The sequence below is a fragment of the Ketogulonicigenium robustum genome, assembly GCF_002117445.1.
Taxonomy (GTDB): domain Bacteria; phylum Pseudomonadota; class Alphaproteobacteria; order Rhodobacterales; family Rhodobacteraceae; genus Ketogulonicigenium; species Ketogulonicigenium robustum.
This window is the reverse complement of sequence record NZ_CP019937.1, coordinates 2,166,244-2,186,243: the sequence shown is the minus strand read 5'-3', so window position 1 is coordinate 2,186,243 and position 20,000 is coordinate 2,166,244. Positions and strand designations below refer to the sequence as shown.

The 20,000-nt window shown below is 61.2% G+C and carries 26 protein-coding genes; 24 read left to right on the top strand and 2 right to left on the bottom strand.

All coding sequences use genetic code 11. From position 1 onward, the window contains the following. Window positions 1-19 precede the first annotated feature (19 nt). The 24 genes from rpsN to BVG79_RS10800 all read left to right on the top strand — a co-directional run bounded on the left by rpsN (window position 20) and on the right by BVG79_RS10800 (window position 18,441). Complete coding sequence (gene rpsN / locus BVG79_RS10915) at window positions 20-325, top strand: 30S ribosomal protein S14 (RefSeq protein WP_085786922.1); 306 nt, start codon at window positions 20-22, stop codon at window positions 323-325. 12 nt (window positions 326-337) lie between these two features. After that, the gene (gene rpsH, locus BVG79_RS10910; RefSeq protein ID WP_085786921.1) at window positions 338-730 is read left to right on the top strand and encodes a 30S ribosomal protein S8; all 393 of its coding nucleotides are present in this window, start codon (window positions 338-340) and stop codon (window positions 728-730) included. A gap of 12 nt (window positions 731-742) precedes the next feature. Beyond that, entirely contained in the window at window positions 743-1,276 is a 534-nt protein-coding gene (gene rplF / locus BVG79_RS10905; protein WP_085786920.1) for a 50S ribosomal protein L6, read from the top strand. Between the two features lie 11 nt (window positions 1,277-1,287). After that, complete coding sequence (rplR, locus tag BVG79_RS10900) at window positions 1,288-1,647, top strand: 50S ribosomal protein L18 (protein WP_085786919.1); 360 nt, start codon at window positions 1,288-1,290, stop codon at window positions 1,645-1,647. 11 nt (window positions 1,648-1,658) lie between these two features. Then, window positions 1,659-2,222: a 30S ribosomal protein S5 gene (gene rpsE / locus BVG79_RS10895; protein ID WP_085786918.1), complete on the top strand. Its 564-nt coding sequence runs from the start codon at window positions 1,659-1,661 to the stop codon at window positions 2,220-2,222. A 12-nt stretch (window positions 2,223-2,234) separates the two neighbouring features. Further along, a complete protein-coding gene (rpmD, locus tag BVG79_RS10890) occupies window positions 2,235-2,423 on the top strand; it encodes a 50S ribosomal protein L30 (protein ID WP_085786917.1) in 189 nt (62 codons plus the stop codon). Between the two features lie 131 nt (window positions 2,424-2,554). Continuing rightward, window positions 2,555-3,025 (top strand): 50S ribosomal protein L15, encoded by a 471-nt coding sequence (rplO, locus tag BVG79_RS10885; protein ID WP_085786916.1) that lies wholly within the window; start codon window positions 2,555-2,557, stop codon window positions 3,023-3,025. Between the two features lie 128 nt (window positions 3,026-3,153). Then, entirely contained in the window at window positions 3,154-4,506 is a 1,353-nt protein-coding gene (secY, locus tag BVG79_RS10880; RefSeq protein ID WP_085787372.1) for a preprotein translocase subunit SecY, read from the top strand. Then, window positions 4,503-5,162 carry an adenylate kinase gene (locus BVG79_RS10875; RefSeq protein WP_085786915.1) on the top strand — a complete coding sequence of 220 codons (660 nt, stop codon included), beginning with the start codon at window positions 4,503-4,505 and terminating at the stop codon, window positions 5,160-5,162. The genes secY and BVG79_RS10875 overlap by 4 nt, the downstream gene beginning before the upstream one ends. Window positions 5,163-5,350: 188 nt before the next feature. Continuing rightward, window positions 5,351-5,719 (top strand): 30S ribosomal protein S13, encoded by a 369-nt coding sequence (rpsM, locus tag BVG79_RS10870; RefSeq protein ID WP_085786914.1) that lies wholly within the window; start codon window positions 5,351-5,353, stop codon window positions 5,717-5,719. Window positions 5,720-5,731: 12 nt separating this feature from the next. Further along, entirely contained in the window at window positions 5,732-6,124 is a 393-nt protein-coding gene (gene rpsK / locus BVG79_RS10865; protein ID WP_085786913.1) for a 30S ribosomal protein S11, read from the top strand. A gap of 114 nt (window positions 6,125-6,238) precedes the next feature. After that, the gene (locus BVG79_RS10860; RefSeq protein ID WP_085786912.1) at window positions 6,239-7,255 is read left to right on the top strand and encodes a DNA-directed RNA polymerase subunit alpha; all 1,017 of its coding nucleotides are present in this window, start codon (window positions 6,239-6,241) and stop codon (window positions 7,253-7,255) included. Between the two features lie 108 nt (window positions 7,256-7,363). Beyond that, complete coding sequence (gene rplQ, locus BVG79_RS10855; RefSeq protein WP_085786911.1) at window positions 7,364-7,783, top strand: 50S ribosomal protein L17; 420 nt, start codon at window positions 7,364-7,366, stop codon at window positions 7,781-7,783. Window positions 7,784-7,997: 214 nt separating this feature from the next. Next, on the top strand, window positions 7,998-8,609 hold the full coding sequence (locus BVG79_RS10850) for an autoinducer binding domain-containing protein (protein ID WP_085786910.1): 612 nt from the start codon (window positions 7,998-8,000) through the stop codon (window positions 8,607-8,609). Between the two features lie 59 nt (window positions 8,610-8,668). Continuing rightward, window positions 8,669-9,259, top strand: a complete 591-nt coding sequence (locus tag BVG79_RS10845; RefSeq protein ID WP_085786909.1) for an acyl-homoserine-lactone synthase — start codon at window positions 8,669-8,671, stop codon at window positions 9,257-9,259. An 87-nt stretch (window positions 9,260-9,346) separates the two neighbouring features. Continuing rightward, window positions 9,347-10,675, top strand: a complete 1,329-nt coding sequence (locus BVG79_RS10840; protein ID WP_085786908.1) for a replication-associated recombination protein A — start codon at window positions 9,347-9,349, stop codon at window positions 10,673-10,675. A 31-nt stretch (window positions 10,676-10,706) separates the two neighbouring features. Next, window positions 10,707-11,057 carry a fluoride efflux transporter FluC gene (locus tag BVG79_RS10835; protein WP_085787371.1) on the top strand — a complete coding sequence of 117 codons (351 nt, stop codon included), beginning with the start codon at window positions 10,707-10,709 and terminating at the stop codon, window positions 11,055-11,057. After that, window positions 11,054-12,094, top strand: coding sequence for an RluA family pseudouridine synthase (locus BVG79_RS10830; RefSeq protein ID WP_085786907.1), 1,041 nt, complete (start codon window positions 11,054-11,056; stop codon window positions 12,092-12,094). The genes BVG79_RS10835 and BVG79_RS10830 overlap by 4 nt, the downstream gene beginning before the upstream one ends. Before the next feature lie 3 nt (window positions 12,095-12,097). After that, a complete protein-coding gene (locus BVG79_RS10825) occupies window positions 12,098-12,748 on the top strand; it encodes an HAD-IA family hydrolase (protein WP_085786906.1) in 651 nt (216 codons plus the stop codon). Window positions 12,749-12,751: 3 nt separating this feature from the next. Then, window positions 12,752-13,462 (top strand): ATP12 family chaperone protein, encoded by a 711-nt coding sequence (locus tag BVG79_RS10820; protein ID WP_085786905.1) that lies wholly within the window; start codon window positions 12,752-12,754, stop codon window positions 13,460-13,462. Window positions 13,463-13,699: 237 nt separating this feature from the next. Next, complete coding sequence (locus tag BVG79_RS10815) at window positions 13,700-14,716, top strand: amino acid ABC transporter substrate-binding protein (protein ID WP_085786904.1); 1,017 nt, start codon at window positions 13,700-13,702, stop codon at window positions 14,714-14,716. Window positions 14,717-14,843: 127 nt separating this feature from the next. Continuing rightward, window positions 14,844-16,280 carry an amino acid ABC transporter permease gene (locus tag BVG79_RS10810; RefSeq protein WP_085786903.1) on the top strand — a complete coding sequence of 479 codons (1,437 nt, stop codon included), beginning with the start codon at window positions 14,844-14,846 and terminating at the stop codon, window positions 16,278-16,280. A 1-nt stretch (window position 16,281) separates the two neighbouring features. Further along, window positions 16,282-17,655 (top strand): amino acid ABC transporter permease, encoded by a 1,374-nt coding sequence (locus BVG79_RS10805; protein ID WP_085786902.1) that lies wholly within the window; start codon window positions 16,282-16,284, stop codon window positions 17,653-17,655. 9 nt (window positions 17,656-17,664) lie between these two features. Further along, complete coding sequence (locus BVG79_RS10800; RefSeq protein ID WP_085786901.1) at window positions 17,665-18,441, top strand: amino acid ABC transporter ATP-binding protein; 777 nt, start codon at window positions 17,665-17,667, stop codon at window positions 18,439-18,441. Window positions 18,442-18,444: 3 nt separating this feature from the next. Here the strand turns inward: BVG79_RS10800 and BVG79_RS10795 are convergent, their stop codons facing one another. Together BVG79_RS10795 and argB are read right to left on the bottom strand one after the other, a co-directional pair. After that, on the bottom strand, window positions 18,445-19,044 hold the full coding sequence (locus tag BVG79_RS10795) for a LysE/ArgO family amino acid transporter (protein ID WP_236951467.1): 600 nt from the start codon (window positions 19,042-19,044) through the stop codon (window positions 18,445-18,447). Between the two features lie 12 nt (window positions 19,045-19,056). Next, window positions 19,057-19,935: an acetylglutamate kinase gene (gene argB, locus BVG79_RS10790; protein ID WP_085787370.1), complete on the bottom strand. Its 879-nt coding sequence runs from the start codon at window positions 19,933-19,935 to the stop codon at window positions 19,057-19,059. Between the last annotated feature and the right edge of the window lie 65 nt (window positions 19,936-20,000).

The following is a 20,000-nucleotide window of genomic DNA, read 5'->3' as shown; positions in this document are numbered from 1 at the left end:
CGCGGCAGGAGAGAGATTTATGGCTAAGAAATCCATGGTCGAACGCGAACTGAAGCGCGAAAAGCTCGTCGCTCAGTATGCCGAAAAGCGCGCTGCGCTGAAGGCCGCTGCGAACGACAAGAACGCTTCCGTTGAAGAGCGTTTCAAGGCTTCGTTGAAGCTGGCCGAGCTGCCGCGTAACTCGTCGGCAACCCGTCTGCACAACCGTTGCCAACTCACCGGGCGTCCCCACGCCTACTACCGTAAGCTGAAGATCAGCCGGATCATGCTGCGCGAGCTTGGCTCGAACGGCGAGATCCCCGGCATGGTCAAGTCCAGCTGGTAAGGAGGGCGATCAATGAACGATCCTATCGGCGATATGCTGACCCGCATCCGCAACTCGCAAGCCCGTGGCCGCTCGACGGTTGTCACGCCCGCTTCGAAGCTGCGCGCTTGGGTTCTCGATGTCCTGCTCGACGAAGGCTACATCCGTGGCTACGAATCGGGTGTTGACGCGAACAATCAACCCACCTTTGAAATCGGCCTGAAGTACTACGAAGGCACCCCCGTGATCCGCGAAATCAAGCGCGTGTCCAAGCCGGGTCGTCGCGTGTACATGGGTGTGAAAGATCTGCCGTCCGTCCGTCAGGGCCTGGGCGTGTCGATCGTCTCCACTCCCAAGGGCGTCATGTCCGATGCACATGCACGTGCTGCCAACGTTGGCGGCGAAGTGCTGTGCACCGTATTCTAAGGGGGTCCTGGAATGTCTCGTATTGGTAAGAAGCCTGTGGCAATTCCCGCCGGCGTCACCGCGACCGTTTCGGGCCAGTCGATTGAAATCAAAGGCCCGAAGGGCACTTTGAACTTCAAGGCGACTGACGACGTAACGCTGGCTGTGGAAGACGGTGCTGTCACCGTCACACCCCGCGGCCTGTCCAAGCGCGCGCGTCAGCAATGGGGCATGTCGCGTTCCATGGTGGAAAACCTGATCACTGGCGTGACCAAGGGTTTCCGCAAGGAACTGGAGATCACCGGTGTGGGTTACCGCGCCAACCTCCAAGGCAACGTCCTCAAGCTGTCGCTGGGTTACTCGCACGACGTCAACTTCGAAATTCCGAATGACGTCACCGTGACCTCGCCCAAGCAGACTGAAATCGTCATCGAGGGCATTGACGCACAACGCGTCGGTCAAGTGGCGGCAAACATTCGCGAATGGAAAGCGCCCGAGCCGTACAAAGGCAAGGGTATCAAGTACAAGGGCGAATTCATCTTCCGTAAGGAAGGGAAGAAGAAGTAAGGAACGCGATAATGGCAAACAGCAAGCGGGAACTGTTCCTGAAGCGCCGTATGCGCGTTCGGAACAAACTGCGGGCGGTCAACGCCGGGCGTCTTCGCCTGTCGGTACACCGTTCGCTCAAGAACATCAGCGTCCAGCTGATCGACGACGTAGCCGGCGTGACAATCGCCTCGGCTTCGACGCTCGAGAAGGACCTGGGCTACGTCGGCAAGAACAACATCGAAGCTGCAAGCAAGATCGGCGCTACTATCGCCGAGCGTGCCAAAGCTGCAGGTGTGACCGAAGCCTATTTCGACCGCGGTGGTTTCGTCTACCACGGGAAGATCAAGGCCTTGGCAGATGCCGCGCGTGAAGCCGGCCTGAAGATCTGAGGAGACGAGATATGGCAGAACGTGAAAACCGCCGGGACCGTCGCGACCGCGAGGAAGCTGCCCCGGAATTCGCCGATCGTCTCGTGGCGATCAACCGCGTGTCCAAGACCGTCAAGGGCGGCCGCCGCATGGGCTTTGCAGCCCTGGTGGTCGTTGGCGACCAAAAGGGCCGCGTAGGGTTTGGCAAGGGTAAAGCGAAAGAAGTGCCCGAAGCGATCCGTAAGGCAACCGAGCAAGCTAAACGCAGCATGATCCGCGTTCAGCTGCGCGAAGGCCGCACGCTGCACCACGACATCGAAGGGCGCCACGGCGCCGGTCGTATCGTGATGCGCACCGCTGTTCCCGGTACCGGGATCATCGCGGGTGGTCCGATGCGCGCTGTGTTCGAGATGCTGGGTGTTCAGGACGTCGTTTCGAAGTCCCTGGGCTCGCAGAACCCTTACAACATGATCCGCGCCACCATGAACGCCCTGAAGGCCGAGCAGTCGCCCCGTGCGGTTGCCCAGCGTCGTGGCAAGAAAGTGGCAGACATCCTGCACCGTACCGGCGAAGCCGCCGAAACGGTCGAAGCGTAAGGACCTGACACAATGGCGAAGACCATCGTTGTAAAGCAAGTTCGCTCGCCTGCTCGCCGTCCGGCTAAGCAAGAAGCGACGCTGAAGGGCCTCGGCCTGAACAAGATGCACCGCACCCGCGAGCTCGAGGATACCCCCTCGGTGCGCGGCATGGTGAACTCGATCCCGCACCTCGTCGAAATCATCGAAGAGCGCGGCTAATCAAATAGGCCAATCCCGTTTTTTCGGGGTTGGCCTTTTCCGTAGGGCAGGGTAATTCCTGCCCATCATTTTTTGCCGTGTTCGCCCGCTCCGTCGCTGGGGGGGCGATTCCGGTTTTAAGGAGTAGCGACATGAAACTGCATGAACTGCACGATAACGAAGGTGCAACCAAGCGCCGTAAGCGCGTTGGCCGTGGTCCGGGTTCGGGCAAGGGTAAAACCGGTGGCCGTGGTATCAAGGGCCAAAGCTCGCGTTCGGGCGTTGCAATCAACGGCTTCGAAGGCGGCCAAATGCCGATCTACCGCCGTCTGCCCAAGCGTGGCTTCACCAAGCCGAACGCCAAGCACTACGCGGTTATCAACTTGGGCCTGATCCAGAAGTTCATCGACCTCGGCAAGCTGGATATCTCGGCCGAGATCACCGAAGACGCTCTGGTTGCTTCGGGTCTGGTCCGTCGCAAGCTGGACGGCATCCGTATTCTGGCCAAGGGCGAACTGACTGCCAAAGCTAACTTCACCGTGACCGGCGCCTCGCAAGGTGCTGTAGAAGCGGTTGAAAAGGTTGGCGGTTCGCTGAAGGTTGCGCAAGCTGCCGCCGAATAATCGGTTGTCAGGCGTGCAAGTCGCGCCTAACGTCTGATCATCCTTTTTTGCGCCGCTGCCTGGACAGCCCGGGTGGCGGCGCTTTCATGACAGAGAGAGCGCCTCGCATGGCATCTGCAGCAGAGCAAATGGCGGCAAACCTCAGCTGGTCGGCCCTTGGCCGGGCAACCGAGCTGCGCCAGCGCATTTTCTTTACCATCATGCTGCTGATCGTCTACCGCTTGGGGACCTATATCCCCGTGCCCGGTATCGACGATCTGGCACTGCAAAACTTCATGGAAGGGGCGGCTGCCGGTATCGGCGGGATGCTGTCCATGTTCACCGGCGGTGCCCTTGCGCGCATGGGTATCTTCGCCTTGGGCATCATGCCCTATATCTCGGCTTCGATTATCGTGCAGCTTCTGGCATCCCTGTGGGAGCCGCTGAAGCAGCTGAAGAAAGAAGGCGAGCAAGGCCGCCGCAAAATCAACCAATATACCCGTTACGGCACGCTGGCGTTGGCGCTTGTGCAGGGCTTCGGCATCGCTGCCAGCCTCGAGGCCGGCAACATGGTCAGCGATCCGGGCCTTGCGTTCCGCTTCAATGCGATCGTGACGCTGGTCGGTGGCACCATGTTCCTGATGTGGCTGGGCGAGCAGATCACCGCACGCGGCATCGGCAACGGTATCTCGCTGATCATCTTTATCGGGATCATCGCCGAAATTCCCGCCGCTATGGCGCAGTTCCTGTTGCAGGGCCGCACGGGTGCCATCAGCACGGGTGCGATTTTACTGATCATTCTGGTGGTTCTGGCGACACTGACCTTCGTCGTGTTCATGGAACGTAGCCTGCGCAAGATCCATATCCAGTATCCGCGCCGTCAGGTGGGGATGAAGATCTACGACGGCGGCTCGTCGCACCTTCCGATCAAGGTGAACCCCGCGGGCGTTATTCCTGCGATCTTCGCCTCGACGCTGCTGCTGCTGCCGACCACGCTGGCGACCTTCTCGACCAGTGCGGCAACCGGCCCGGTCATGAGCTGGATTCTGGCCTACTTTGGCCAAGGCCAGCCGCTGTATCTTCTGCTGTCGGTCCTGCTGATCGTCTTCTTTACCTACTTCTACACCAAGGAAGTGGCGTTCAAGACCGAAGATGTCGCTGAAAACCTGAAGAACCAGAACGGCTTCATCCCGGGTATCCGCCCGGGCAAGCGCACGGTCGATTACCTCGACTATGTCGTGAACCGCGTGCTGGTATTGGGTGCTGGCTATCTGGCGCTGGTCGTGCTGCTGCCCGATCTGCTCCGGTTCGAGCTGGGAATCAACGCCTATATCGGCGGCACGTCGATCCTGATTATCGTTTCAGTCGGGATGGACACGATCCAGCAAGTCCAATCGCATCTGTTGGCCCATCAATACGAAGGGCTGATTCAAAAGTCGCAACTGCGCGGCCGCAAGTCCGCAACGACTAAGTCAAAGGCAAAAGGACCTTCGCGTCGATGAACATTATCCTTCTTGGGCCACCGGGTGCTGGTAAGGGCACTCAGGCACGGATTCTGGTTGAAACGCGCGGTATGGTTCAATTGTCGACCGGTGACATGCTGCGCGAAGCTCGCAGCTCGGGCACCGAGATGGGCAAGCGTGTCGCCGAGGTGATGGATAAGGGCCACTTGGTCACGGACGAGATCGTGATCGGCCTGATCCGCGAGCGTCTGGAAACAGGCGGCGCCACCGGCGGCTATATTTTCGACGGCTTCCCGCGCACGCTGCGGCAGGCCGATGCCTTGGGTAAGCTGATGGCGGATCTGGGGCAGGATATCGACCACGTGGTCGAAATGCAGGTCGACGACGAAATCCTCGTCGCCCGCGTTTCGGGCCGTTCGACCTGCGCCACGTGCGGCGAGGTTTACCACGATGTCACGAAGCCGATCCCGGCTGATGGCAAGTGCACCGTTTGTGGCGGCACGACGTTCACCCGTCGCGCCGATGACAACGCCGAATCGCTGAAGACGCGCCTGATGGCGTATTACAAGCAGACGTCGCCTTTGGTGGGCTACTATTACTATGCACACAAGCTGCGCATGGTGAACGGTTTGGCCGAAATCGACGAAGTTGCCGCGCAGATCGCCGGCTTTCTTGATGGAAAGCCCAGGGCCTGACGCTAAGTGACGGGGTGGGGTTGACGCCAGCGGCGTTCCCCCGTAAGGAACCCCATCCCGCACTGCGGACAAGAATCGCCCATGCACTCCGGTGCATGCGGCTGACTACCTAAGAAGTGGCACCCTTGTGGGGGTGCTGTTGTGAAAAAAGGTTCCGGTACGACGGAATCGCAACGAAAGGAAGCAACGTGGCACGTATTGCCGGCGTTAACATCCCGACTGCAAAGCGGGTTCCCATCGCTCTGACTTACATCACCGGTATCGGCCCTGCGACGGCCGAGCAGATCTGTGCCGCTGTCGGCATCGACCTGACCCGCCGCGTGAACGAACTGTCGGACGCCGAAGTTCTGGCGATCCGCGAATACATCGACGCCAACCTGACCGTCGAAGGCGACCTGCGCCGTGAAGTGACCATGAACATCAAGCGTTTGATGGACCTGGGCGCCTACCGTGGCCTGCGTCACCGCCGTAACCTGCCGGTTCGCGGCCAGCGCACGCACACCAACGCACGTACCCGCAAAGGCCCCGCAAAGGCCATCGCCGGCAAGAAGAAGTAAGGAGACTCCGACATGGCTCGTGATACCCGCCGTGGGGGCAAGAAGAAGGTCTCCAAGAACATCGCCGCTGGCGTGGCGCATGTGAACTCGTCGTTCAACAACACCAAGATCCTGATCTCGGACGTGCAAGGCAATGCGATCTCGTGGTCGTCGGCTGGCACTATGGGCTTCAAAGGCTCGCGTAAGTCGACGCCTTATGCCGCGCAAATGGCTGCTGAAGATGCTGGCCGTAAGGCTCAGGAACATGGTGTGAAGACGCTGGAAGTCGAAGTCCAAGGCCCCGGTTCGGGCCGCGAATCGGCTCTGCGTGCTTTGGCTGCTGTTGGCTTCAACATTACGTCGATCCGTGATGTGACGCCGATCGCGCACAACGGCTGCCGCCCGCCGAAGCGCCGTCGCGTCTAATTCTACTCGCCTGCTGGCAGGGTCACTCCGTTTTCGGGGCGGCCCTGCCTTCGTCATTGCAACCTCGGGCGTCCGTCCAACTGGACATGGGGACGGACAGGAATGGAGGGACACATGATCCACAGGAATTGGTCCGAGCTTATCAAGCCGACCCAACTCGATGTACGCCCCGGTGCCGATGCGGCCCGTCAGGCGACCATCGTTGCCGAGCCGCTGGAGCGTGGCTTCGGTCTGACACTGGGCAATGCGCTGCGCCGCATCCTGCTGTCGTCGCTGCAAGGGGCCGCGATTACGGCCGTGCAGATCGACAACGTCCTGCATGAATTCTCCTCGATCGCCGGCGTGCGCGAGGATGTGACCGACATCATTCTGAACCTGAAAGGCGTCGCCATCCGCATGGATGTCGAAGGCCCGCGTCGTGTGTCGATTCAGGCCAAAGGCCCGACCATCGTCACCGCTGGCGACATCAGCGAATCGAACGGTATCGAAGTCCTGAACAAGGATCATGTGATCTGCCACTTGGATGATGGCGCATCGCTTTACATGGAACTGACCGTCAACACCGGCAAAGGCTATGTTGCAGCTGACCGTAACAAGCCTGAAGACGCGCCGATCGGCCTGATCGCCATCGACGCCCTTTATTCGCCGGTCAAGAAGGTGTCGTACGAAGTGCAGCCGACCCGCGAAGGTCAGGTGCTAGACTACGACAAACTGACCATGAAAATCGAAACCAACGGTGGTCTGACGCCGGAAGACGCTGTGGCTTACGCCGCGCGTATCCTGCAAGACCAACTGTCGATCTTCGTGAACTTCGACGAGCCGGAATCGGCTTCGGGCGGCGCGGCTGACGACGGGCTCGAGTTCAACCCGCTTCTGCTGAAGAAAGTGGACGAGCTGGAACTGTCGGTCCGTTCGGCAAACTGCCTGAAGAACGATAACATCGTCTACATCGGCGACCTGATCCAGAAAACCGAAGCCGAGATGCTCCGCACCCCGAACTTCGGCCGCAAGTCGCTGAACGAGATCAAGGAAGTGCTTTCGGGCATGGGCCTGCACCTCGGCATGGATGTCGAGGAATGGCCGCCGGAAAACATCGAAGACCTGGCCAAGAAGTACGAAGACCAGTTCTAAGCCATTCGCGGGGCGGGCAACTGCCCCGCGTTTACTAGGGCCCGAAGCCCCAAGGAGTGTGTCGGCCATGACCGGCACCGGACAAAGTAAAATTTAGGAGTTAACATCATGAACCACGGTAGTGGCTATCGTAAGCTGAACCGCACGCACGAGCACCGCAAGGCTCTGTTTGCAAACATGGCTGGCTCGTTGATCGAGCATGAGCAGATCAAGACCACTCTGCCCAAAGCCAAGGAATTGAAGCGCATCATCGACAAGCTGGTGACGCTGGGCAAGCGCGGCGACCTGCACGCCCGCCGTCAAGCACAGTCGCGCCTGAAGCAAGACATGCACGTTGCCAAGCTGTTCGAAATCTTGGGCCCGCGCTACAAGGATCGCAGCGGCGGTTACGTCCGCGTGCTGAAGGCTGGTTTCCGTTACGGTGACATGGCCCCGATGGCGATCATCGAATTCGTCGACCGCGACGTTTCGGCCAAGGGCGCTGCAGACCGTGCCCGTCTGGAAGCAGAAGATATCGTCGAAGCGTAATTTCCACGCATCGCCGTATTTTTGGCCCCGCCCGCTTTTAGCGCGGCGGGGCTTTTCTTTTCCCGTTCGCGGCTAGAAATGACCCTGTTTGGCCCTTTAATTTAAGCAGCAACCGGATTCCGATTGACCTTGGTTGATCCGCGCTGGACAGTTGTTTCATTGGTCGTCTCGCAGCCCGTGTTGACGGCAGGCCCTGTAACCTGTCTAAAAAGATATGTCCCTCAGAATAGGTATTGATCAGTACATCGCCAAACTCGAGGCGCTTTCTCCGGGTGGGATATTCTATGCGCTCCACATCCGGTTCGGGATGCCGATGCTGCATTATCAATCCTTTCCAAGGGGCTGGACAGAACGTTACACAGAGGAGGCCTACGCATTGCGCGACCCGATCATCGCATGGGGTTTCAGTACCATCGGTCTCGCGCGTTGGAGTGAAATCGACCTTCCCGACCCGTTCAATATTCTGGGGCAGGCACGGGACTTTGGTATGCTTTACGGGCTTTGCGTTTCCTGCGGGCCGATGAAATCGCGCACGATTGCCTCGGCAACGCGCGGTGATCGTGAGTTTACCGATGACGAGATCTCTCAGTTTTCCGACCTTATCAGCCGGTTACACGAATTTACTGAACCCCCGCGGTCTTTGACCGAAGCGCAGATCGAGGCCCTACGCTGCATCGCCGAGGGGGATCGTCACGCAGCCGCCGCGGCCCGTCTGAATATTTCTGAAAGCGCATTAAAAGCGAGGCTGACTGCCGCGCGGACCGCATTACTGGCCCGCACTACGGCCGAGGCCATTCAACGAGCAAGGGACTACAGACTGCTTTGAACCTTCTCCTGTGACGGTGTGGGTGGGGCTTCCCACACATCCTCACAGCGAGAAAAACTATGCAAAGTACGACCCTTTCTTTCGCCAACCTGCACAACCATGGCGAGCTTTTCGTGAACGTTTTGCGCGCAAGGCGCGAATCGTTCATTATTCGCCGCCAATGGGACCTGCCCGAGGCGATGGGTATGGAGTTCGACCAATACGACACCCCCGCCTCGCGCTGGGTGGCCGTTCACGACGACGCTGGCCGCGTTTTGGCGGGCGTGCGTCTTACGCCGACAACGGCGCAATGCGGGATCTACAGCTATATGATCCGCGATGCACAGCGCGGCCTTCTCGAGACGATCCCCGCCGACCTGCTGCATACCCCCGCGCCCGTCACGTCGGGCGTGTGGGAGGTAAGCCGGGGGTTCGTCTCCAACGATATTCCCGCAAATCTGCGGCGTAGCACGCGGGTGCATTTGGTGCGCCAGATGATGCAAACCGCGCGCGAGGAAAACATCCACCAGATGCTTGCGTTGCTGCCGTCAAACTGGGGCCGCTGGGCCGCGCGCTGCGGATTGGAGATGGAGGCTGCGGGCCGCAACATGGATATGGGCGGTATTGACTATCAAGCGGTGTGGATCAATTTCGCCCCGAACCTGCACTAATCGCACATCACGGCCGTGATTATAGCGGCCGTAGCCGCCCGTTCTGCCACGCTGGCAAACGGGCGGCTGAATGCTTACATATGCGCTATGGCAGATCTGTTCGACACCCCGCATGCGACCCCCGACAAGCCCGCTGGCCCGCGTCCGCTGGCCGACCGGTTGCGCCCGCGCGCGTTGGGCGATGTGATCGGGCAGGAACAGGTGTTGGGGCCGGATGCCCCGCTGGGGATTATGCTGGCGTCGGGATCGCTGTCGTCGCTGGTGCTGTGGGGCCCGCCCGGTGTGGGCAAAACTACGATCGCGCGGCTGCTGGCCGACCAGACATCGCTGGCCTTCGTGCAGATCAGCGCCATTTTCACCGGCGTTCCCGACTTGAAAAAGGTGTTCGAGGGGGCACGCCTGCGCCGCGCCAACGGGCAGGGCACGCTGCTGTTCGTCGACGAAATCCACCGCTTCAACAAAGCGCAGCAGGATAGCTTCCTGCCGCATATGGAAGACGGCACCATCATCCTTGTCGGGGCGACCACCGAAAACCCCTCGTTCGAATTAAATGCCGCGCTACTGTCGCGCGCGCAGGTGCTGGTGTTGAACCGCCTGACGCTGGCCGATCTGGAACGCCTTGCCCAACGGGCCGAGCAAGAGCTGGGCCGCAGAATGCCGCTCGATGGCCCGGCCCGCGATGCGCTGCTGGATATGGCCGACGGCGATGGCCGCGCGCTGCTGAACCTGATCGAACAGGTCATGGCGTGGCGTGTCACGCAGGCTCTGACGACTGACGATCTGACCCGCCGCCTGATGAAGCGTGCCGTACGTTACGATAAATCGGGGGATGAACACTACAACCTAATCTCGGCCCTGCATAAATCGGTGCGTGGCAGCGACCCCGATGCGGCGCTGTATTGGTATAACCGCATGCTGCTGGGGGGCGAAGACCCACGCTATCTGGCGCGCCGCATCCTGCGCATGGCGGTCGAGGATATCGGGCTGGCCGACCCACAGGCCCAAACCATCTGCCTGCATGCCTGGGAAACCTACGAACGCCTCGGCAGCCCCGAGGGCGAGCTCGCGCTGTCGCAGGCGCTGGTTTATCTCGCCCTCGCGCCCAAATCGAACGCGGGTTATGTGGCCTACAAAGCGGCCAAGGATGCCGCCCGTCAAAGTGGCTCGGCTGCGCCGCCCAAGCATATCCTGAACGCCCCAACGCGCCTGATGCGCGAACAGGGCTATGGCGAGGGCTACGCCTATGACCACGACGCCGAGGATGCCTTTTCCGGCCAGAACTACTTCCCCGACGGGATGAAGCGGGGCGTCTATTACCTGCCCGTCGATCGCGGGTTTGAGCGGGATTTGAAAAAACGGGTCGATTTCTTTGCCGGATTACGCGCCAAACGACAGGCACGCACCGGTGACGATTGACATTGCGGCGGCTGACAGGCAGGGCGTGCGGATGCTGAATTCTATGTTTCTGATTGCGGCAGGCGGGGCGATAGGCTCGGTTCTGCGGGCTTTGGCCATTACATTTGTCGCAGCCCCAATCGGAACACTAATCGTGAACGTGCTGGGCTCGGCACTGATGGGGGTGCTGTGGGTTGTGTTGCCCCGCAGCGGGGTGATCGGCCCCTTCCTGATGACGGGCGTGCTGGGCGGGTTCACCACTTTTTCGGCCTTCTCGCTGGATAGCTTGCGCCTGATCGAGGCGGGCCGTCCTCTGGGGGCCTTGGTATATATGGGCGGATCGGTGGGTCTGTCCCTGCTGGCCGTATGTGCCGGCGCGATGATTGCGAGGACGATGATATGAGTGGCGTGCAAACTATTACGGTCGAGGCGGGCGAGGGCGAACAGCGTCTGGACCGCTGGCTGCGCAAGCGCTTTCCCAACCTGACCCAAGGCCAGATCGAAAAGATGTGCCGCAAGGGTGAACTGCGCGTGGACGGTGGCCGCGTGAAATCGAATGCTCGTCTGGAAGACGGCCAGAAAATCCGTATCCCTCCTTTGGGGGCCGAGGTCGAGCAGCCCGCGCCCATGGCCGTGCGCACGAAAGTGTCCCGCTCGGACGCCGAGATGATCCAAGCGGCGGTGCTGTGGAAAGACGAACACATTATCGTCCTGAACAAGCCGCCGGGGCTGCCCTCGCAAGGCGGCTCGGGCCTTGGCGATCGTCACGTCGACGGCCTGACCGAGGCGCTGATGTTCGGCTATAAAGACCGCCCCAAGCTGGTCCACCGTCTGGACAAAGACACGTCCGGCCTGCTGCTGCTGGCCCGCACCGACCGCGTCGCCCGCGCCCTGTCCGAGGCGCTGCGCCACCGCAACGTGCGCAAGATCTATTGGGCCGCCGTCGCAGGTGTGCCCAGCCCTTGGGCGGGTTCGGTGAAATACGGTCTGGTCAAGATGGGCCGCCGCGGGGACGAAAAGATGCACTGCGTCCACCCCGCCGCCGTCGCCACGACCGAAGGGGCCAAGCGCGCCCATACCGACTATGCTGTGCAAGATCAGGCCGGTCAGCGCATGGCGTGGATGGCGCTGGTGCCGATCACCGGCCGGACGCACCAGCTGCGCGCGCATATGGCCGAAATCGGCCACCCGATCATCGGCGATGGCAAATACGGTGGCTCGGCCGCTGAAAACGCAGGCGACGGCTGGGGCGCAGGTATCGGTGGCGGCGTGCAGAATAAACTGCACCTGCACGCACGCACCCTGATCATCGAACACCCGATCACCAAGGCCGTGCTGACGCTGCAGGCCCCCTTGCCGGCGCATATGCAAACGACGTGGGATTATGTGGGCTGGAATGTGAACCACGCCCCGCTCGATCCGTTCAACATGCCCGAGTAACGCATGCGTCTGGTAATTTTCGACGTCGACGGCACGCTGGTCGACAGCCAGAATAATATCGTCGCCAGCGCTATCGGTGCGTTCACGGGGATGGGGCTACCCGCCCCCGCGCGCGCCGATGTGCTGCGCATGGTCGGCCTGTCGTTGCCTGAAACCATGCTGCGCCTCGCGCCCGATGCCACGCCTGAAATACGCGCGGCCTTGGTCGAGGCGTATAAGGATGGCTTTCGCGACCTGCGCCTCAGGGGGCAGGATTCCCCGCTTTTCCCCGGGGCGCGCGACGCGGTGTTGGCCTTGGCCAATACCCCCGATACGGTGCTGGCCATCGCCACAGGCAAATCACGCCGCGGGCTTGAGGGGATGCTGGATCAGCACGATCTGCGCGGCCTGTTCCGAAGCACACAGGTTGCCGACGATCACCCCTCCAAGCCGCACCCCTCGATGGTGCTGGCGGCGCTGGCCGAGACAGGTATCGCCGCGCCCCGCGCTGTCATGGTGGGCGATACCAGCTACGACATGGATATGGCCGCCGCCGCCAACGTCCGCCGTATTGCCGTCGGCTGGGGCTATCACGCGCCCGAAACGCTGGTTGCTGACCACCACATCGCCGGGTTTGATGCCCTCGCCCCTACAATCGACAGGATGATGGAGTAACCCATGGCAGATTGGGCCCCCAAACGCTTTTGGACAGATGTCACCACCCAGCGCCACGATAGCGGCCAATGGGCCGTTCTGCTGGATGGGCGCAGCGTGCGCACCCCGGCCAAGGTGCATCTGCTGACCCCGACCGAGGCTATGGCCGAATCCGTCGCCGCCGAATGGCGCGCGCAGGGCGAGCATCTGCGCCCGCACACCATGCCCCATACCCGCGCGGTGAACGTCGCGATCGACCACATCGCCCACAAGCGCCCCGAGGTGATCGCCGAAATCGCGCAATACGCCGGCACCGATCTGCTCAGCTACCGTGCCGACGCCCCCGAGGATCTGATCGCCCACCAAGCCGCCGCGTGGGACCCGCTGCTCGATTGGGCGGCGCGCACGTTCGATGCGCGTTTGTTTGTGCAGAACGGCATCATGCCGATTGCGCAAAACCCCGCAGCATTGGCCAAGCTGCACGCCGCTGTCGCCACGCGCAGCGATATCCAACTGGCGGCGTTGCACGACCTTGTTGGCCTCTCGGGTTCGTTGGTTCTTGGCCTTGCCGTGGCCGAGGGGCACCTACCCGCACAGTCCGCATGGGACCTGTCGCGTTTGGACGAGGCCTGGCAAATCGCCCAGTGGGGCGAGGATGAAGAGGCCGCCGAAATGACGCGGACAAAACATGCCTCATTTTTAAGCGCCGCCCAACTTTATGCGGTTAGCCTGTAGGCAGTGGCCTGCAAGTGCAAAAATTTTCGACATATCGGTCAAATAAGGCCTGATCCATTCCACTTTTTCCTGTCTCGTGATGCTTGACGGTCGAACGGCTTTGCGGCCAAGCTGACTGGCAAGCCGTGGGATCCCCCCGACTTGGGCCCCTGCGGCGGCATCGCCACCGTCTGCTGCGCATGGCAGCAGGCCAAACATCGGCCAAAATAAGGCCGGCGGAACAGGGAGAGATTGACGATGAAGAAACCACTCGTATTTTGTGCGATGGGTGCGCTGGCACTGGGAGCCGGCATGGCGCAAGCCGCGACACTGGACGATGTGAAGGCACGTGACGTCCTCAACTGCGGCACCAATACCGGCCTTGCTGGCTTTGCAGCACCCAATGCCGATGGCGTTTGGGAAGGGTTCGACGTCGCCGTCTGCCGCGCTGTTGCCGCTGCCGTTCTGGGCGACCCGATGAAGGTCAACTTCGTGCCGACCACCGGTGCCACGCGCTTTACCGCACTGGCCTCGGGCGAAATCGACATGCTGTCGCGCGTCACCACATGGACCTTCCAGCGCGATGTCGAGCTGAAGTTCGATTTTGTCGGCGTGAACTATTATGACGGCCAGGGCTTTATCGTGCCGACCGCGCTCGGCGTGACCTCGGCCAAGGAACTCGACGGTGCGACGGTCTGCATCCAGACCGGCACCACGACCGAACTGAACCTCGCCGACTTCTTCCGCTCGAACGGCATCAGCTACGAACCTGTGCCGATCGAAACCAACGCCGAAGGCCAGCAGCAATATCTGGCAGGCACATGCGACGCCTACACCACCGACTCGTCGGGCCTGGCCGCGACGCGTGCGACGTTTGAAAACCCGCAGGACCACATCATCCTGCCCGAGATCATCTCGAAAGAGCCGCTGGGCCCCTTGGTGCGCCATGGCGATAGCGACTGGGCAGACATCGTGCGTTGGTCGTTCTTCGCCTTGGTCGCCGCCGAAGAATTCGGCATCACTTCGGCCAATATTGAAGAACTCTCGGCTGGCACCGACAACCCCGAAGTGAACCGCATTCTGGGCGTTGAAGGCAATCTGGGCGCACAGCTGGGTCTGGATGCCGAATGGGCCAAGCGTGCTATCGCCGCCGAAGGCAACTATGGCGAGATCTTCGCAAAATATCTGGGCGTCGACACCCCCATCGGGCTGGAACGCGGTCTGAATGCGCAGTGGACCGAAGGCGGCCTGCAATACGCACCGCCCTTCCGCTAAAGTGATCAGGCGCGCCCCTTGCACGGGGCGCGCCTTTTCGTTCTTTGACTGATCCGGCCGAACCGGATCAGGGCCTGCGCAGGCATGCGAGACAGCAGAACACGCCGCGCACGACAGGGAGTTTTGCATGTCGCTTTCGACGCAACCGCCGAAAGAGCCATTCCGGCTGGGGCAGTTACTTTCGGATACCCGCTACCGCTCGATCACGATTCAGGTCGTCGCGCTGGTGCTTTTTGCGCTGGGGCTGTGGTGGCTGATCGGGAATACCGCCGAAAACCTTAAAAATCTGGGAAAGACCTTTAGCTTCGACTTTCTGGGACAGCGGTCGAACTATGATATCAACCAACGGCTGATCCCCTATGACAGTACCTCGACGCATGGGCGTGCCGCGCTTGTCGGCATTCTGAACACCTTGCTGGTGGCGGCCATGGGCTGCGTGCTGGCGACGGTGATCGGCGTTATCGCAGGCGTTCTGCGCTTGTCGAAAAACTGGCTCATCGCGCGCCTGATGACTGTGTACATCGAGGGCTTCCGCAATGTCCCGCTGCTGCTGTGGATCTTGCTGATCTTCGCCCTTGTGTCCGAATCCGCCCCCGCACCGCGTGCCTTCGCCAATGGCGATGCCAACATGATACTGTGGGGCACGATGGCCATCACCAACCGTGGCATCTATGTGCCCAGCCCCGTTTTCACCCATGGCGCATGGCTGATTGCTGCCGCATTTGTGGTGGCTGTGGGCGTTGCGGCGTGGCTGCGGCGCAAGTCGCTGCGCGAACAGGCGGCTACAGGCAAGCCGCCCCTGCCGCTGTGGCAGGCCGCGGGCGTCGTTCTTGGCCTGACCGGCCTTGTCTACCTGCTGCAGGGTGGTATCGTCTTTACCCTGCTGTTCGTCGTGCAGTTGGCGATTATTGCCGCCATTTTCATCTATGTGCGCCGCTTTGTGCGGCCAGCGTTGCAATATGTCCCCTCGCAACGCGCATCGGCCACCGCCACCGCGCTGGGGGCGCTGACGGCGTTGCTCTGGGCTATCTATATCAGCCCCGCGCTGTGGCACATGCTGACGGGCGTTTTTGGCACACCCGCCTTTACCCCGTCGATCACCTTGGACGTGCCCGCACTGGGCGGCTTCAACTTTACCGGCGGCTTCAACGTGCGCAACTCGCTGGTGGCGCTGTGGCTGGCGCTCTCGCTCTATACCGGCGCATTCATTGCCGAGGTTGTCCGTAGCGGTATCGTAGCCGTGCCCAAGGGCCAGTCCGAGGCTGCCGCCGCGCTGGGGATGCCCGCCTCGCGGTCAATGTCGCTGGTGATCTTGCCGCAGGCCATGCGCGTGATCGTACCGCCGATGATCTCGCAATATTTGAACCTGACCAAGAACTCCTCGTTGGCGATTGCGGTGGGCTACATGGATGTACGTGCCACGCTGGGCGGCATCACCATCAACCAAACCGGCCGAGAGCTGGAGGGGATGCTGCTGATGGGGGTCTTCTACCTCGCCCTTAGCCTGATCATCGCCGCCGCCGGCAATTGGTTCAACGCCCGCGTCAAGTTGAAGGAGCGTTAAGATGGCTGATCCCAAAATCGCCTATGTGCGCGAAACCATGCTGCCGCCACAGGCGCCGCCCGGAAACGATACCGGCGCCGTCAGCTGGATCCGCGAAAATCTGCTGTCCAGCTGGCTGAATGTCATCCTGACGGTCCTGTCGCTGTGGCTGGTGTATTATGTCGTCTCGCACGTCGCGCCCTGGCTGCTGCGCGGCATCTGGCAGGCCGATTCGCTGGCCCAATGTCGTCAGATCCGTGACGAAATGTATGGCGCAGGCGCGAATGTCGCGTGTTTCGCCGTCATTACCGAGCGGTGGAACCAACTGGTGTTCGGGTTCTACCCGCGCAGCGGTTACTGGCGGGTGATCCTTGCCTTCGTACTGCTGGTGGTCGCCATTGCACCGGTGCTGTTTGCGGCCCTGCCGCGCAAAATGCTGTGGTTCTCGCTCGTCTCGCCGCTCTTGATGTTCTTCCTCATCTGGGGCGGCACGATCTGGGGGCCGATCGCGGTCGGCCTTGGGCTGGCGGCCATGGTTGGAGCGGGGGTGCTGGTCACGCGCAAGCGGGGGATGTTATTGGGCGTTCTTGTCGCAATAGGCGTTGGCATTTTGTGGTTCCTTAACCCTTTTGCCATCGTGTGGAACGGGGTGGGCGGCGCGGGTAACCCGCTGGGCTTCCTGTTCCCGATTGATAGCCTGATTACGCGCATTGGCGACGCCGTTGCGCCTGGCTTGGCGCTGCCGCGTGTCCTCTCGAAAGACATCGGCGGCTTCACCTTGTCGTTCATCATCGGCATCGCGGGGATCGCGCTGTCGCTGCCGCTGGGGATTCTGCTGGCGCTGGGGCGCAAGTCGAACATGCTGATCATCAACACCCTCTCGGTCGCCTTTATCGAGGTGATCCGCGGGGTGCCCCTGATTGTTTGGCTGTTCACCGCCTCGCTGCTGCTGAACTACTTCATGCCGCCCGGCACCAACTTTGACCTGATGCTACGCGTCATTATCATGGTCACGCTCTTCTCGGCTGCCTACATCGCCGAGGTGGTGCGCGGTGGCCTCGCCGCCATTCCCAAGGGCCAATACGAAGCCGCCGACGCGCTGGGGCTGGACTACTGGAAAGCCATGCGGCTGATCATCTTGCCGCAGGCGCTGAAAATCTCGATCCCCGGCATCGTCAACACCTTCATCGGCCTGTTCAAGGATACGACGCTGGTGGTCTTCATCGGCATGATGGACCCGGTGAACCTGCTGGGGTCCATTCGCGCCAATACCGCCTGGAACGGCATCTACTGGGAGCTGTTCTTGTTCGTGGGGCTGATGTTCTTCATCGTCTGCTTCCTGATGTCGCGATATTCGATCTACCTGGAAAAGCGCCTGCGGCGCGAACACCGATAGGGGGCACATATGTCCGTTTCCAACCCAACGACCACACCAGCCGCCACCGGCGAAGTCGCCGTTCAAATCAACGGCATGAACAAATGGTACGGCAGCTTCCACGTGCTGCGCGACATCAACCTGACCGTCTACGCGGGCGAGCGGATCGTGATCTGCGGCCCGTCCGGCTCGGGTAAGTCGTCGCTGATCCGCTGCATCAACCGGCTTGAAGAACACCAGTCCGGCCAGATCATCGTTGATGGCACAGAACTGACGTCCGACCTAAAAAACATCGACCGTGTCCGGTCCGAGGTCGGCATGGTGTTCCAGCACTTCAACCTTTTCCCGCACCTGACCATTTTGGAAAACTGCACCCTTGCGCCGATCTGGGTGCGTAAAATGCCAAAGAAGCAGGCCGAGGAACTGGCAATGCACTACCTGACCAAGGTGCGCATCCCCGATCAGGCGCACAAATACCCCGGCCAGCTGTCGGGCGGCCAGCAGCAGCGCGTGGCCATCGCGCGCAGCCTGTGCATGAAGCCGCGCATCATGCTGTTCGATGAACCCACCAGCGCCCTCGACCCCGAGATGATCAAAGAGGTGCTGGACACCATGATCGAGCTGGCGGACGAGGGGATGACCATGCTGTGCGTCACGCACGAAATGGGCTTCGCCCAAGCCGTGGCGAACCGCGTGATCTTCATGGATCAGGGCCAGATTGTGGAACAGAACGAACCGGTCGAGTTCTTCAACAACCCGCAGTCGGAACGGACCAAGCTGTTCCTCAGCCAGATCCTGAACCACTAAGGTCTAGTGAAGCATCAGCCGCAGGGCGATAGCCCACATGATCAGGGCTACGACCCCCTCTAGCATACGCCATGCGATGGGGGCGGCAAAAACGGGGCGCAGCAAACGCGCCCCGTACCCTAAGCCAAAGAAAAACAGCGCCGATGCGGTCATGGCGCCCGCAGCAAAAGCCACCGCGTGCCCTTCAAAGCGTGTCGAGACCGAGCCCAGCAGCACGACCGTATCCAGATAGACATGCGGGTTCAGCCACGTGATCGCCAGACAGGCCAGCAGCACGCGCCCCAGCGGTGCAGCAGTGCCGGTGTCGACCGTCAAGGCCCCGTCGCTGCGCAGGGCGGCCCACAAGCTGCGCGCGCCATACCAGATTAGAAATGCCGCGCCGCCCCAGCGCATCACAGGCTCTAGCCAAGGCAGGCGGGTGACCAGCGTGCCGAAACCGCCAACCCCGAGTGCGATAAGCGCCATATCCGACAGCGCCGCCGTCAGGCAGACGGCAAAGACATGCTCGCCCCGCAGTCCCTGCCGCAAGACGAATGCATTTTGCGCCCCAATCGCGGCAATCAGCCCTAGCCCCATGGAAAGGCCGGTGAAAAAAACGGACAGGCTCACGCCCGCTTAACGGCGCGCCGCACGCGGCGGCGGGTTCGGGTTGCGAATGATCGAGCCAGCACCGTGTTCAGTGAACAGCTCCAGCAACGTCGCGTTGGGCAGACGGCCATCCAGAATGACGACGGCGCGCACGCCCGCCTCAATCGCGGCCAGAACGGTCTCGGTCTTCGGGATCATCCCGCCCGAGATCGTGCCGTCCTCGATCAACTCGTTGATCTGTTCGGGGTCAAGCTGGGTCAGCACCTGACCATCCTTGTTCTTGATGCCCGCAACATCGGTCAGCAGCAGCAGGCGGTCGGCCTTCAGCGCGCCCGCGATTGCGCCGGCGGCGGTGTCGCCGTTGACGTTGAACGTCTCGTTATCGGCCATGCCGGTGCCGACGGGGGCGACAACGGGAATGATGCCGGCGCTGAACAGATCGCGCAGCACCTGCACGTTCATCTCGACCGGCTTGCCGACAAAACCCAGCTCGGGGTCGTCGGCGACGCAGACCATCAGATCGTCATCCTTGCCGGAAATCCCGACAGCCCGCCCACCTTGGTCGTTAATCGCCTGCACGATGCGCTTGTTCACTACGCCCGACAGCACCATCTCGACCACTTCGACAGCAGCCTTGTCGGTCACGCGCTTGCCACGGACGAATTCCGACTTGATCCCCAGCTTGGCCAACATGTCGTTGATCATCGGGCCACCGCCGTGGACGACAACGGGGTTCACGCCAACCTGCTTCATCAGCACGATGTCACGGGCGAAATCGGCCATAGCCTCGTCATCGCCCATGGCATTACCGCCGAATTTCACCACAACGATCGCGCCTGCATAACGTTGAAGGTAAGGAAGGGCTTCGGCCAAAGTCTTGGCCGTCGAAATCCAGTCGCGGTTCATCTTTTGCAATCTCATGGCGGCCCTGGGGCAGAATGTTTCACCCGCGTCTTAAAGTGCGGATAGCC